This is a genomic window from Flavonifractor plautii ATCC 29863, from assembly GCF_000239295.1.
In the GTDB taxonomy this organism is placed as follows: domain Bacteria; phylum Bacillota; class Clostridia; order Oscillospirales; family Oscillospiraceae; genus Flavonifractor; species Flavonifractor plautii.
In genome coordinates this window covers 916-15,509 of record NZ_JH417622.1, presented here as the reverse complement: position 1 = coordinate 15,509, position 14,594 = coordinate 916, and the positions used below count along the sequence as shown (strand labels likewise).

The following is a 14,594-nucleotide window of genomic DNA, read 5'->3' as shown; positions in this document are numbered from 1 at the left end:
CCATCTCAGCCACCCGGCGCCGGATGGTAGGCGTGTCATACCCCAGGCTCTCCAGGCCAAAGGCGAGTTCGTGCCACACCTTGTCGGTGACAATCTGGTTTTCGGGGTCCTGCTGCACAAAGCCGATTCCGGCGCTCTGCTCCCTCTGATCCAGTTCTTCCAAAGGGCGCCCCTCGAAACGGATGCTTCCCAGCCTTCGGCCGTGGGGCGCCAGCACCGTCTTGAGCTGTCGCAGAAGCGTGGACTTGCCACACCCCGACGGGCCGCACAGCACCAGGAATTCCCCCTGCTCCACGGTCAGCGTCAAATCGTCCAGCGTCTTCTCCGTCCTCTCCGGGTAATAGAAGGAAAAATGTTCAATTTCAATACTTGGCTGCTTCTGCTCAGACACACATCCGCCCTCCCCGCCGTAATAGTCTTGTCTGTGCGCCCACGGCCTCCGCCCGGGCTACGCGCCCGCGGGAGGACAGCTCATGGGTCAGGTAGCGCGGGCCAATCTGCTCCAGAACCGGCAGAATGGCGGGGTCTGTCCAGGGGCGGTGCTGATCAATCTGGAGGATATGTTGATAGCTCACTCCAAACCGCTCCATATAGTCCTGCGGCAGTCCCGCCGGTAGTGAACCGGTGTGAGTCTTCACATAGGCCCCGCTCAGGGACTGGTGCAGATGAACGCCCCGCACCCACGTTGCCAGGCTGCCATGCCGGTTCAGCATGCGCCGGATATAGTCCGCTCCCTCTGCCTCACTCTTCAGCCCGGTGCAGGCATTCATCAGGTGTCCGGTATCCAGCAGGATCCCTTTCCCTGCAAAACGGATTCCCTCCAGCAGGCGGACGGTTTCCTCCGGCTCCGTAAACGTAAAGCCGGGCCACCACTGGTTTTCCACAAGGAATTCAAAGGGCCATGTTTCCGTGCCCAGAATGAGGTTTATCACCTCCACCGCCGCATCAATGACCTCTTGATTGGTGTGCAGCCAGTGGTAGGTATACCCTTCCTCAATTGAGACATCCGATACATGAAAGACCACATAGTGGGGATTCAGCCCTGCCGCGCGCCGCAGATCCGCCCGGTACTGCTCCAGCAGTGTCTCCGGCCCTGGACCGCCGTAAAAGCGTGCCGCAGCATCCAGTGAACCGAATTTTCGCTTCAGCGCCCTCCGGTCATCCCGGTAGAAGTCCAGCCAGTCCGGATAGAAGGTGAGGTGATAGCCGATAACCAGGTCTGCCGGCAAATCCTCAGGAAATTCCTCACCGCTCCAGATACCCTCCATGCCGTCGCATCCCAGAGCTGCCAGCTCCGCCCGCAGGTCGCCCCAGCCGTGGTATTCTTCAAAGCTCCCCGAATACAGCGGGAGGCTCATTGTTTGGTACATGGCTGCACCTCGTTTTCTTTGCGCAGCACTCCCCACTCCCGGTCCGCGCGTATATTCAGGATGACCGGCATCAGGCACAAAGCCAGATACACTGCTTGGAGGCAGACGGTCATCGGTGTCAGCGGCACTCCTCTCGCCGTAGGATAATAACGCCAGTAAAAGCCCTTTGCCGCCGCGCCGCAGCAGAGGAAAAATCCGCAGTAGAGCAGCCATGAAAGTGCCGATTGATCCCGGCTGTCAAACCGGTAGATGGAAAATGCTGTCCGTCCAGGCAGCCCATACCCACGGCTTTTCATGCTGTCCGCTGTTTCAATCGCACTCTCCAAGCTCCAGGTCACCATAATGGAGAGGATCGTAATTGCATTGCGAAGCCGCCGGAGCACCCCACCATTAGAGACATCCCGGCCAATACACCGTTGGGCCTCTGATACGACCTGAAGCTGCGCTTGGAATTTTGGTACAAAGCGCAGCGTCATACTCAGGACGAGAGAGAGGGCCGGAATAATGCGCCCGAATAGGTACACGAACTTGTCCGAGGTCATGACCGCCGTATAGCAGGAAAACCAGGTGACAACCGCCGCCAGCATGGCCGCTGCCGCCGCTCCATACAGGATACTCTCCAGCGTCAGGGGATTCCCGGAGGGCAGATAGGTCAAAATCGTGGCTCCCTCGTGGTTGAACGCCGGGTTAACCAGGGCGGCAACCACCATCATGGGGAGCATATACAACAGACTGAAGCGCACTGCTCGCCGTCCGTTCAGGTATACGGCATAGACCAAAGCGGAAGCCAGAGAAATCGCCAGCGAAACCGGGTGCATCAGAAACATGGTAAAAGCAATTACCAATCCAAAATATAAAAAGTTTATAATAGGGTGATAGCTGGAAAATGTATCCCTGTATTGAATAAGGCATCCCTTCCAGACGTGGGGCGCGGTAAGGCGCCGCGCCCCACGTAAATTTTTTATTAGTTTTTCACGAAAATAGCGTGTCAGTTCACCAGAAGTCCGCCCATGAGAGTCAGGTACTCCGGCACTTCGCCGTTATGACTCCAAACTATGGGGCGTCCAAAATACAGCTCCATGGTTTTCCCGCTGTCTCCCCCAAGGACGTTGAAGGAATAGCGCGTCTCCTCCGGCCAGGGGCTCCCGCATGTCCTGATGCAGTTGTCTCACACAAGCTGCATCCGCCTGCGGAATGTGCCGACGTATGGGGAGACTTTTTCCCTGTTCAACAGCTCCGCCATCATCCCCGCCTTCTCTTCCCGCATTCCCCGTATCAGCACCGGAAGCGTTTCATCCGGGGATGGGTGCAGTATACGCGCAAACAGCGTCAGATGGTTAAATTGATGTCAGAGCTGCAGCGGCTGAAAGGAAAAGGGCGGGCAGGACCACCGCGTGTTATAGCTGCTGCACTCCCTGCAAAATCCCAGAAACCGCTCTACATCTACACAGCGTTCGGTATACTCTTTTACAGAAACCTTCGCCTTTCCTGTTTCCACCACATATGGCATAAAGTCAAGCTCGCTTCCGTGTGTACTCAACCGCCGGTGGAATAGAAGCCGCCCACATCCACACCCAGGTCACAGGTGTAGACCCACTCTATCGTATCGCCCTCTTTGAGCTGATAGCGGGAACAGCCATAATTGGGGAACCAGCCGTTCACCTTATACATCCAGCCGGACAGCTCTCCGCAGTCAAATTCATAGAGGTTGTTAATCCCCTCAATATAGGCGGAGTTGTACATCGGTGTATCCTCAAACTCCATGTGGATGCCGGCCTTCCGCATCTCACGTTGGAGCACATTGAACACACTTTCACCCTCGTAGAACGTAACGGTCGTCGCAGGGAATATGACTCCGTCTTCCGGTACCAGCTCCACCTTCTCTGGATCCAGCCAGTCAATGTTGTCCAAAATAGTGTCGCAGCGGACAGAAAGCGTGCAGGTATGGGTCACATCAGAGAACTCCACATCCTGCGGCTCCACCGGCAGGGGCTTTCCCTCCGGCACCGGATCTGTAAGATACTTGTCCTTTCCAGTCTCCGGATTGATCTCCATGCCGTTGGCTTCTGAGTATTCCCTGTCTCCCTTTTCCACACCGGCGGAGGAGCCGCCCGCAATGGCTTCTGCCGCCGCAATTTTTTCCTCCGCCGTCATTCCGCCTTCCAGCCCGCCGGGCCGGGATGCCAGCCCCTCCGGCGAAGGCGTTGGTGTCTCTGGAGCCGCAGACTCCGTGGGTGCAGGAGTTTCCGAGGGCTTCGGGGTTCCCGGAGACGCAGGGGTTTCCAAAGCCCCTGCCGTCTCCGTCGGCTCTGGGCTATTGCCATCTTTCCCTGTTTCCTCTGGTGTTTGGCTGGGCTGTATGCTCTCCAGCACCGGGCTGCTCTCGCGGACGCCTACTGTCCATCCCTGGAGTCCCGGTGCATTGCCACCATACCAAAAGGCCGCCGCCAGGATCACCAGGATAGCCAGCGCCCCGATTACCTTCCCCTTCGTCAGCTTCATTTCTTTTCTTCACCGTCCTCCTGCGGCATATACAGGCAGTAAGCCGGACACAGTTCTCCCATATAGATCCACACGTTTTCGCCCATATCAATAGGTTCAGAGAACGTCAGATTCGGAATCAGGAGCTTCAGTGTAGTCCGTTTGCGCCCACTTATGTTCACACCTTCCGCTGTGGGCGTCTTCTGGAATTCCTCCACTCGTTGGGACAAATCCGGAATTGCCAGCTCCCGTGCAAGTTTGGGCAGAACCTCTTCTTTCCGACAGCATACCACATTATTCTGGTTCCTGAACCAGCTCTGATTCAGCATGGTTCTTTTCACTCCTATACAATAAATTTACAGCAGATTGGCACTGCTTAAAAGGTTGAACAGCATCTGAGCCACCTCGGCCCGGGTTATAGCCTCCAGGGGCCTAATGTTCAGCTCAGCCTGGTTCAAAATTTTCTCCTGATAGCAGAATGCCAGCGGAGCGCGGGCCCATTCGGCGGTACTCATATAATCAGGGAACTGCGCCAGCATATTTCGGGTTGCTGCATTGTCCATTTCTGTCTCCAGTCCGCACAGCTTGGCTGCACGGGAAACCATTACCGCGGCCTCCTGGCGGGTGATCGTGCCGCTGGGGTTGAACCGGCCGTCTGCGACTCCGGTAATAATGCCGCAGGAATAGGCTGTCCCCACATAGGGCGCATACCATGCCTCTGCTGCAACGTCAGAAAAGCTGTTCTTCCCCTCCGGTGTGAGACCAAGCGCCCGCACCACGATTGCAGCAAATTCGGCACGCGTCATGCTCCCCTCCGGGTCAAAGCTTCCATCGGACTTGCCATCAATAACGCCGCGGGCGGCCAGCGCCTCAATGGCAGGCTGATTTTTATGGGCATTGGCCCCGGTAATGTCATCGAATGTTTTGCCCATCTGAGTGATAGGGCTGGAATGGACTGCCGGATCTTTCCCCTCCAATCCCGCTCCTTTGGCAGGACCTGTCGCCGGTCCGTCTGGGATGGTTCGGGCATCGCTCATCCGGTAGAGGCTGTTTCTGCCGTCCTGAAGCCGCTGGGCGGCAATAAGGCCATAGAACGCCTGCTCCGATGCCATCTGATTGGAGCCGGAGCCGTCTGCCGTGTGCAGGAACCCGTTTCCGGGCAGATAAAAGGTCATCAGATTGTCCAGGAGCGTGTTTCCGTTTTTGACAAAACGGGGGGCGTCCAGCGGAATTCCCAGCTCGCACAAAGCTACGATAATCTGGACACAGCTCTCGGAATTCTTAGTCCCCCAAGAGGAAAAACCGCCTTCGCTGTTCTGCTTCTTGGACATGCACGCCAGCGCTTCCTCCGTCGCCTTTGCCACTGCTGGCTGATCCTGATACTTGGCCAGCGCCTGCAGCGCCATCCCTGTGATGTCCGGGTCGGATACGCCGTCTCCGGAGGATGCCGCAGAGGTTCCTCCGAAAAGGCTCCACCCTCCGTCAGGCAGTTGGCACTCCAATATGCGGTCTATGTACATCTGCCGGGTCGCCTGTGTCTCTGCCTCTGGGTTTTCCGGCATGGGGTAATCTCTGGAGTCGAGCGCAATCAACGCCCAGATGGGGCCGTTAAGTCCCTGCCAGATGGTCTTGTCATAGTCGCCCAGCGGTTTAGTCAGGTCATATCCCCCCACATTTCTGGCGTCCTTCCCAATCGAGCTGAGGGCGACAATCACCCGGGAATACTCCGTATATTTCTTATCGTGCAGCTTGCCGTCGCAGGCCGTTACATAGGCCTCCACAGTGGCATAGTAGTCCTGATAATAGCTGTCCGGTACATCGTACCCACTTCGGGCCAGCCCCAGCACAGCCCATTCACCGCCGATAGACCCTACCTGCGGGTTCTGTACGGTGCGGTACATATATTCTGCGGTATCCTGCACCGCATCGTTCAAGGTCTCTTTGGATACGGCCGCCTGTGCTCCCGTCAACAGGCCTGTGGTCAGGGACAGGGCAAGCACAAATGCGAATCCGCGCTGTTTCCATTTCTTCATATGACCGAGTCTCCTTCTGCTTTTTCTTCGGAAGGCCCTGCAGGTTTCCCCCAGGCACTGAGCCAATAGCTCCACAAATGCTTCATGGCCAGCTTGCTAAGGACGGGTATGCCCATCAGCTCCATGGCCATTTTATTGGTGCATCGCTTTTTTGAAACAGCTTCTTGAGCTCCGGCGGGATTTCTTCTTCCTCCGGTGGGTGCCAGCTCTTTCTGACAAGCCCGCACATGCGTTCTGCCAGTTCTGCCTCCCGCTCCGTCAGGGGAGAACCAATCCGTTCACAATACGCCCTGAATCCGTCAGCGGATACCCGCTCCGGCCAGTCTGGCGGCCACCGCTTTTGCTCTTCCAGCCTCTTCCGAAATCCTCTGGCCGCCCAGCAGGCTTTATTGATGTTTCCAAACCGCTGCTTCAAATAAACCTGGCGAATGGGACTGAGCTGATATGTCCGAGGCTTATGCCCCGGATGGTCCATTGTCACCACCACAGCCTCCAAAAGCGCCTCATCCGTATAGCTCTCATAAATCTGCCGGCCAATATTCCCTTTGGGGTCAAAAATTCTCCACAGGTCCGGATCCATCGCCTGTCTGGAAGTTCCCTGCTCTCCCCGGCTTTCCTCGTCCAGCTCTGAGAGCCACTGGCGGTATCCCCGCAGCTCTTTTTCCGTCAGCTTTTGCTCTTTGAGCATTATACCGCTCACCTCAACAAGTAAAGGCACGCTCTCCCATTGGGTGAACGTGCCTTGTATCGGTACATCCCACCCATTTTTCCACAATCAGGTCTTGCCGACTGGACGGCGGGGGCAGGCCCGTACCGGTTTCCCGGAGTTTCACCCAACTGTGTTTTCTGCTTGATTGTGGGCAGGGCCGCCCGGCAGGTCGAATTCGGTCTGCCGGGCTCCTGCTCGAGTAAGGAGGGGCTCCCTCTATCCTTACCGGGGGAGTCCCCATACAGCCCGGCCTGGTTTTGCAGACCGGAGCCAAACGGGGCCTTTATGGTTCTTCCAGAGTCTCAGGCCTTCTCCGCCTTGCTCTCCAGAAGCCGCATCAGAATGGCGGCAACCTCAGCGCGGGTGGCCTGGCCCTGCGGGTCCAGACGATTTCCATCCTTTCCGGTAATCAGCTTCTCCGCATAGGCCCACTCCATAGCCCGGGTTGCCCAAGCGGAGGTATCCGCACCGTCGGCAAAATCCTGTAGACTGGCCGTTTTGCTCACATCCCAGCCTTTAAGCTTTGCATAGCGGTACAGGATGGAGGCAATCTGCTCACGGGTCACGCTGCCCTCCGGGTCAAAGCCCGCACCTGTGCCGCTGACGAGACCAGTCTGGCTGGCCCAATCCACAGCCTCGGCGTACCACGCATCCGGCTTCACATCCGGGAAACCGGATGCGCCAGACGCCTCAGGCTCGCCCTCCAGCCGCCACAGCGCCGTAACCAGCATCGAGCGGGTCATGGGGCCGTTGGGAGAGAAGGTGGTTTCACCCGTTCCGGTCAGGATACCGTTCTGGTAGGCATACACCACCGCGCCGTAGAACCAGTCCTCCTCCTTCACATCCGTAAAGGGCATATCCACCACCTCGACAGGCAGCGCCACGAAGGTGCTCAAGTGGGTGGTGGTCAACTCAAGGAAGCGCTTTCCACCAGTCTTGACACACTTGCCCACCAATTGTTCCACAGAACCGTCGTCGCTGATCTGATAGACGACATAGCTCTTGCCCACCTCAAACGCCTTGTTCTCCACCGGCAGATAGAGGGTGATGGACTTGCCGCCGAAAGCGGTTACCTTCTCCTTGCCGGAGCGGATGGTCACCTCGGTCACAGAGCAGTCCTTCAGGGCCTCCTCGGTCACATCCTTCTGTCCCTTCAGCAGCCCACCGGCGTTCTCAGCTTTACCGGCGGCCACCGTCACGGTGACCGCGCCACCCTCCGTCGTTTCGGAAATGGAGGTCAGGACATCCCGGGACAGAAGCACCCGGCCCAGATCGCTCTGTATGGATACACTCGCCTTTGTCTCTTCCAAAATAGCATCCACGGCGCCCTTGGGGAATGTGACCTCCAGGCTGGTGGCCTCACTGTCCATCTTGGGAGAGATGGCAATGATCTCCGCCTCGCCTTCCACTGCATTCTCGATCATCGTTTCGATCTCTTTTTCGGTAAGCTCCACCTTGGCGTTGCCGTCCTTATCCACATTGGCCTCCGGCTTCACATCCACGGTTGGAACGTCCGGTTTTTCAGGCTGCTTGTCAAAGTCCTCCTTGGCCAGCGCGGTTTTCGCGCTGTTAATTTTACTTTGGCTGGCCTCAGGGTCCGTCAGAACCTCCATGGCGTCCATATAGACCTCGTTGGCCTCCAGAACCTCGTCGTCGTACTCGCTCCGCAGCTCGGCCACGGCCCAGGTAAGGGAGCCCTTGTCGCCCACGTTCACGATACTGGAACTGCCCCAGGCGGAATTGTCTGCGTTCAAGTCTGCGCCATATCCCCAGACGGTGAACTGCCAGCGCATGACCTCGCCGTCCGACATCTGCCAGCTCGATGCGCCCACGCCGGGGAAGTCGTTGTCCACGCTGTACATCCAGCCGGACATGTTGTGGTAATCAAACTCGCTCAATGTCTTATCGCTGCTGTCACCCATGTTGACGGAGCCGGCATGGTCCAAGATGTACTGTGGGATTTTGGCTTTGGTCTGGTTCACAGGCTTCACACCGGCCAGGTAGAAGCTGTTGGTAATGCTTCCGGTGTTCTCCCAGTCGTAGCCGTTCTCTCTGAGCAGGTCGGTAATGACCACGCTGGCGGGGGTACGGTCATCCACAGTGACCAGGGTCGGCTTAATCAGATAGCCCAGACTCAAGGTGTTTGCGTCCATAGACACCGCCACCTCGATCCGTCCGGCGTGGTCAGCAGGGATGGCCTGCATAGCGGCCAGCGCCTTGTTCAGGGCCGCGATGATGTTATTTTCGATGAAGTCCTCGGCTGGCAGAGCGGCGTTGATATCCGCAATTCCCTGCTCATATGCGGCCACCAGCTTTTTCCAGTTTGCTTCGCTGTAGTCGCTTTCCTTATACTTGTTAAATGCTTTTTCCAGGTTGTCCAGGGCAGATTCCCGGTGATACTGCATCTCCGGGTCGTCGGGGGCCACGGGGCCGGTGCGCTCCGTCCACTTGGCGTAGAGCGTGATGTCTTTCCCCGGCATCCGGGCGGTATTGGCATCCCACTTCTTGCCCTCGGTACAGGCCGCATCATAGTACCAGCCGCCGAAGGCATTGCCGCTCTTGGCAACACTGGGCACCTTGGACGAATCCACCTCGCTGAGGATGGGGGCGGTCATGGTTTTCAGCGAGTCATCTTTAAACGTGCCGCCCTGGGCGTCAAAGGTAATGGTTGCGTCATCCACCGAGAGGTAGATCGCGCCCGCGCCGTCTTCGCCATACATGGCGCTGACGCCGTCTATGACGCCGCTCAAGGCGGTCACACCGTCAGGGCGGATTTTCTTGCTCAGGTCGTTGGGATCCTCATTGGGGTCGTTGAAGTCGGCCATAACCTGATAGACCCACTTCTCACCGTTCCACTTATAGACGTAGCTGCCGTCATAACCGTTGCCCGCGAGATAGTTCCGTCCTTCGCCCGAACCGTTGACAAGCGCATAGGGGATCCCGTCCTGGTCCAGCCCGAAGAATCTGCTCTGGGCACTATTTGTATTATTAAGGTGCAGCCCTTCCAGCGACAGCTTCGTTGCGGAGCTGCCATCCCACAGGTACGGGTCATAATTATTTTTCCCTGCCATGAGGAGCAGTTTGCCGTCGGCGTTGCCGCTCGCCACCTCGAGCGAGCCGGAGATGTTTGCGGTTTCTACCTTGTTCCAGGTTGTACCATTGTATTGGTACAGGCCGTCGGCCGCCCCGGCGTAGATCTCCGTGTCGCTCACCCGGTAGAGGGAGTTGAACTCATGTTCATTCTTTTCCCACTTCGTCCCGTCCCAGTGGTACTTGTTCTGCCATACGGTGCCGTCCGAGAGGATAACCACCGCGTCGCCGGGGTCGCGGGGCTGATTCAGGTTGTATGCTTCTTGATTGTAAATCTTCTGGTAATCCGAGAAGCAGGAGGCATCCACCTGGCTCCAGGACGTGCCGTCGTAGCGGTAGAGAAAGTGCGCCCCGCGGAGGATCACCCCTTCGGCGTCTGACGGATAGCCCGGCGTGGTGACCTTATCGATCTCCTTCCCCACCTCGCTGACAGCGGCCAGCAGGCCGCCCTGTCCGTCCGGCCCCACGGCGAGGACGCCAGCCGCGTCTCCTGTAATGGTGGGCAGGCCGTCGCTGATGCTCATCAGATCCCGGTCCCCGCTGTCCGCCCAGGTGTAGACGCCGTCCTTACCGTAGAAGTACAGTTCGGCCTCTCCGGTCTCCGGATCGGTCCAGCCGGACACCCCGCGGATGTCGGGCCCTGCCTCTGTGGTGGAGCCTCCGGTTCCGGCGGGTACGTTGGGGCTGGTCACATAGGTGAACGCGCTGTTGGCCTCGTTGTCCTCTGTCGAGATCTCGTAGGTCATCTCCGCCGTCTCCGTGGTGCCCGCGTTGGTTCGAACCGACGCCGTCACCGTCAGCTCGTCTGTGTAGGGCAGCGGGTCGATGGGGAGCCAGATGCAATAGGTTTTGCCGGCCTCCCAGTCCTGTGTAATGACGTTGCTGCTGAGAGGCGCTCCCTCTGCCAAGCTGCCCCCGTAGAGCGTGACGGTGAGCTGTCCGTCCGGGATCTTGGATGGTACGCTGAGAGGGAGGTAGAGCCGGGCCCGGCTGCCCGCCGGAAGCGTGTCCCCCTCCTCCTCTGTGAAGGACGGATTGACAGTGATCCCCGAAGATCCGCTTCCCTTCAGATACGCGCCCTCGCCCAGGGTGACCTCCGCCAGCTTGAAGTGAGCGGTAAAGGTCACGCTCTCCATGCCCTCGGCCAGGGCCACCGTCATGGGATTGGCCGTCTCGTCCCAGTCCCGGGTCAGTTCCTCCAGGTTTATCGCCTGAAGGTCATTATTCTCTACGGGAGCGGGGGTCTCCTCCACATCGGGGGTCTCCTCCACGTTGGGGGTCTCCTCCACGTTGGGGGTCTCCTCCACACCGGGGGTCTCCTCCACACCGGGGGTCTCCTCTACATCGGGGGTCTCCTCTACATCGGGGGTCTCCTCTGCGTTCAGACGCAGCAGAGCCGCCGGGGAGGGCACAGCCGCCTCCGCCCCGGTGGCATCCTCCGCCCCGTCCGGGGCGGGCTCGGCCGGCGCGGGCTCTTCTGTGGGAGCGCCCGTCTCCGCCGGCGGCGCGGTCACCTCCGGCTCAGAGGGGGCGGGCTCTGTCGATTCGGCGGGAGGCTCCGCCTCGCCCGCATCTTCCTCCGGGGGCGCGGTCGTCTCCGGCTCGGAGGGGGCGGGCTCCGGCGATTCGGCGGGTTGCTCCGCCTCGCCGCCATCCTCCGGCATATCCTCATCTGGAAGCACCTGCTCCTCCGGCGCGCTGTTTTCCGCGCCGGTTGGGACGCCCTCCCAGCTCCAGTAGTCAAACATATAGAGTTCATCCGGCGTGGCCGTCAGGGTGTACTGATCCGCACCGTTGGATGAATTTTCATAAGTAAATGCGGCCGTTCCGCCCTCCCCTGCATCCACCTTGGGAACACGCAGAGCCCGAAAGTAGGCGGTAAAGGTGGTGTCCGCCTCCAGATTCACGGTATAGGGATTCTCATAGATGGGGGTATCAGATCCTTCCACCTTCCAGTAGTCGAACGCATAGCCCTCCGCCCCCATAGCGGAAAGTGTGTATTTTGCACCGCCTAAGGAATCCGCTTTCGCAGTTCCCATACCCGCGTCTTCCACATTTACGGTGGCGGAGTACTGCGCTTCTTCAAAAACGGGCGTAAGTACAACGGTCGCGCCGTTCCATCCATCGGAACCTGTCAGAGTACTCCTCTTTGTTCGCGTTACCACCAGCTTACTATCAGTAACAGTAATAACCTTCGTCTCATTGCTCGGATGGAGCTTGATAGCGCTTAGATGGCTGTTTTCATCATATATAAGATAGCCTTTGTCCAGCCCTTCTACCTTCCAACTACAGGTTATACCGTCTCCCAAACTGATCGTTGTTCCAGGTAAATAGCCTCCACTTGTGGGAACGGTATATTCATTTCGTTTCTGAGCCTCTATAACTTTCCCCGACAGCTTTCCGCTTACCTCTCCTGTATAATTTGTCAGGTCAATGACAATTGTAACAGGACTTACCGCCATGGCGGCAGGACTGCAAAGCGACAACAGAAGCGACACAGCCAACAGCAAGGAAAAAATCTTTTTCTTCATCGCAAACTATGGAACCTCCTCAGACAAAGCCTTCCAGGCTTTGCCGAAAAATACCCCTGGCCGCCGAGCACATCGGCGGCCAGGCGCTTCGTTTCTCTTCCTCATGGAGTGGGCGGAGCTCCGCCCACTCCAGTCAGTCGTGCACCACGTACAGGTGGTTATAGTCATTGCCGAAGACAGCGTAGCCGTTGTCAATGGCCATGCCGCCCAGGGCGTAGGTGTCGCCCGTTGTGCCCCAAACCTTGCTGCCGGTCGTGCCACCGTCATAGCTGTAGCAGTAGCCGGCACCCTTCTGGGCGTTGGTGTTGAAGTACAGGTAGTCGGTGCCGGTGCCGTCGCCCATCACCACGATGGAGCTCTGAACGGGGAAGCCGGAGGTCACCGAAGCGATAGAAGGAACAATGTTGCCTTCTTCATCCAACGAGAGCGTGACGCACTGAACGCCGCCGGCATTGAAGCCGGAGTAGTAGCCCACGTAGATGCGGTCGCCCACCTTGGTGGGGGTGGAGGTGGAGGTGGCGCCCAGTTTGATGTGCCACTCGACCGTCAGCCCGTCCTCATAGGAGCAGCACCACAGGTAGCCGCCCTGGGTGGTGAAGTACAGGTAGCCGTCATCCAGCATGACGGTGGAGCGCACATTGCCCGCGTCGCTGGCCACATCGGTCAGATCCAGCACGCCGCCGGTTGTGTCAAAATCCGCGATGCTCCGCCAGTACAGCAGGCCATTGTCGCTGCCGAAGTAGACGTTGGTGCCGTCGCTCACCGCGCCGGCCCAGTAGAAGCCGTAGCTGTCGGGGGTGAAGGTCTTCACCGAGTAGTCGGAGAGCTTGACCTGATAGTAGGTTCCCGCGTTGCTGCCGCCGGGCCAGGTGCCGAAGTACAGGTAGGTCCCGTCGGTGGTGATGGGGGTGTTGATCTGGCCATTGATGCCGGTCAGGACATTCGTCACAGTGGGTTTGTTCTGATCCAGGCCGGTAAGAGCCATAACCTTGCTGCCGGTACCGGTAAGCCACTCGCCGCCCTCGTAGTCGTCATACTGGCTGATGGTACCCACATAGAGGGTATCGTCCGACGCGTCGTTGGGGGTGCCATTGTCGTCCAGATAGGGGGTAGACAGTTGGAAGCCGCTCTTGGCGTTCAGAGAGGTTCCCTCCGTGCCGTAGGGATCGGTAGTCCAGACGATGCTGCTGCCGCCGTTTTCCGCGCACCTGATCTTGGCTACCAGCGCGCCGCTGGCTCCATAGCCATCGTAGAGAACGTAAGCATAGGTAGTCCCGTTCACCGTCTGCAATACGGGCACGTTGTCCACGCCGTCCCAGCCGGAGCCGGTACAATGCAGTTGGATGTAGCTGTCCAGGCCGGATTTATCCGGCGTGGTAGGAGCCTCCGTCACCACCGCGTTGTGATTGTTGCTGCCGCCGTAGACGTTCCAGGACGCGAACGCGCTGGTGGACAGCATGCCCGCGGCCATCGCCAGAGACAGGCACACGGACAGAACCTTTTTGCCGTTTTTCATCTTTTGCATGGCTTTTTCTCCTTCAAAATTAAACTTCCTTTGCTCGACCGCCGCATGAGCAGGATTCCCCGTGCGGCATGCACACGGACTCAGCAGCCATAGGCGTGCATGCTCCCATGGCCGCAATCAAAAGACATTTCCCAACCACCCGACCTTTCCAGTTCGCATAAAATTCCCATGTTACTTATCGTCACGGCCTGTCCGGCCTGTGAACGCGCCCTTGCGCAAGCACCGGACCCCGTTCCTGCGCTCCCGTCCGCCCCGACGCAGACCGCGTTGTTCGGCCCTTGGCGCGCTCCTCTCCCCGCGCGCTTCCCCAGGCCGGTATCCCCTTCCGATGCCGCTATTCAGTTGTCGGCCGCGCTTCGGCCATTTGAAACGGGCGAAGGCCCGCTGGATTCCTAAAGGAGGCTCGTCATAGGGGTAGCCCCCTATGACGGAAGAAGGGGATCCCCTTCTTCATCAGGATTACTCGCTGCTGTTCTGTTGTTCTGTGTATGCCCGCTCTCTCGCCTGACAGCGGAGCTCCTCCTTGAAGATCTGCCGCTTGGGGAGGGGCTTCTGCTTCTTCGGCGGGACCAGCCCCGCCGCCGTGACCACATTCTTCCAGCAGCCAAAGCGAACCGCGATAAAGTGGCCTCCGATGATCTCCCCGGCGTTGGGCGTCATTCCAAGCCGTGCCGCCTCACCCCGGACATAGTCCAGCAGCTCTTCGTCGCTGGCGTCACCGTGCGTCTGGGCAAACTGAACATTTCGCTGACGAAGCGCTTCCTTGGTGCGCCCAATGAGTTTTTTGCTGAGCTTCTGATCACCGGTGAAATACTTGCCGCTCACAAAACAGCCTCCTGACTTGTGGCACAATCC

Annotated in this window: 10 protein-coding genes; all 10 read right to left on the bottom strand. The window is 58.5% G+C overall.

The genetic code is table 11. The features are described 5' to 3' along the window. On the bottom strand, positions 1-391 hold a 391-nt coding region (locus HMPREF0372_RS00235; protein WP_007487891.1), incomplete at its 3' end, for an ABC transporter ATP-binding protein. After that, positions 384-1,370: a TIM barrel protein gene (locus HMPREF0372_RS00230; RefSeq protein WP_039996356.1), complete on the bottom strand. Its 987-nt coding sequence runs from the start codon at positions 1,368-1,370 to the stop codon at positions 384-386. The genes HMPREF0372_RS00230 and HMPREF0372_RS00235, both read right to left, overlap by 8 nt. Further along, positions 1,355-2,197, bottom strand: coding sequence for an energy-coupling factor transporter transmembrane component T (locus HMPREF0372_RS00225; protein ID WP_007487886.1), 843 nt, complete (start codon positions 2,195-2,197; stop codon positions 1,355-1,357). The genes HMPREF0372_RS00230 and HMPREF0372_RS00225 overlap by 16 nt, the downstream gene beginning before the upstream one ends. A gap of 709 nt (positions 2,198-2,906) precedes the next feature. Further along, a complete protein-coding gene (locus HMPREF0372_RS00220) occupies positions 2,907-3,872 on the bottom strand; it encodes a DUF4430 domain-containing protein (RefSeq protein ID WP_007487880.1) in 966 nt (321 codons plus the stop codon). Beyond that, complete coding sequence (locus HMPREF0372_RS00215; protein WP_007487878.1) at positions 3,869-4,180, bottom strand: hypothetical protein; 312 nt, start codon at positions 4,178-4,180, stop codon at positions 3,869-3,871. Before HMPREF0372_RS00215 ends, HMPREF0372_RS00220 begins: the two co-directional genes overlap by 4 nt. Positions 4,181-4,207: 27 nt before the next feature. After that, entirely contained in the window at positions 4,208-5,884 is a 1,677-nt protein-coding gene (locus HMPREF0372_RS18615) for an S-layer homology domain-containing protein (RefSeq protein WP_007487875.1), read from the bottom strand. Positions 5,885-5,999: 115 nt separating this feature from the next. Beyond that, on the bottom strand, positions 6,000-6,659 hold the full coding sequence (locus HMPREF0372_RS00205) for a hypothetical protein (protein ID WP_155116934.1): 660 nt from the start codon (positions 6,657-6,659) through the stop codon (positions 6,000-6,002). Between the two features lie 236 nt (positions 6,660-6,895). Further along, positions 6,896-12,214 (bottom strand): S-layer homology domain-containing protein, encoded by a 5,319-nt coding sequence (locus HMPREF0372_RS00200; protein WP_007487858.1) that lies wholly within the window; start codon positions 12,212-12,214, stop codon positions 6,896-6,898. Positions 12,215-12,347: 133 nt separating this feature from the next. After that, complete coding sequence (locus HMPREF0372_RS00195; RefSeq protein ID WP_007487857.1) at positions 12,348-13,739, bottom strand: PQQ-binding-like beta-propeller repeat protein; 1,392 nt, start codon at positions 13,737-13,739, stop codon at positions 12,348-12,350. Positions 13,740-14,198: 459 nt separating this feature from the next. Then, positions 14,199-14,564, bottom strand: a complete 366-nt coding sequence (locus HMPREF0372_RS00190; RefSeq protein ID WP_009257719.1) for a homing endonuclease associated repeat-containing protein — start codon at positions 14,562-14,564, stop codon at positions 14,199-14,201. Between the last annotated feature and the right edge of the window lie 30 nt (positions 14,565-14,594).

Coding starts and splice junctions, on each gene's coding strand:
- HMPREF0372_RS00225 (WP_007487886.1), bottom strand. CDS start 2,197: ATGTTTCTGATGCACCCGGTTTCGCTGGCGATTTCTCTGGCTTCCGCT.
- HMPREF0372_RS00195 (WP_007487857.1), bottom strand. CDS start 13,739: ATGCAAAAGATGAAAAACGGCAAAAAGGTTCTGTCCGTGTGCCTGTCT.
- HMPREF0372_RS18615 (WP_007487875.1), bottom strand. CDS start 5,884: ATGAAGAAATGGAAACAGCGCGGATTCGCATTTGTGCTTGCCCTGTCC.
- HMPREF0372_RS00215 (WP_007487878.1), bottom strand. CDS start 4,180: ATGCTGAATCAGAGCTGGTTCAGGAACCAGAATAATGTGGTATGCTGT.
- HMPREF0372_RS00200 (WP_007487858.1), bottom strand. CDS start 12,214: ATGAAGAAAAAGATTTTTTCCTTGCTGTTGGCTGTGTCGCTTCTGTTG.
- HMPREF0372_RS00220 (WP_007487880.1), bottom strand. CDS start 3,872: ATGAAGCTGACGAAGGGGAAGGTAATCGGGGCGCTGGCTATCCTGGTG.
- HMPREF0372_RS00230 (WP_039996356.1), bottom strand. CDS start 1,370: ATGTACCAAACAATGAGCCTCCCGCTGTATTCGGGGAGCTTTGAAGAA.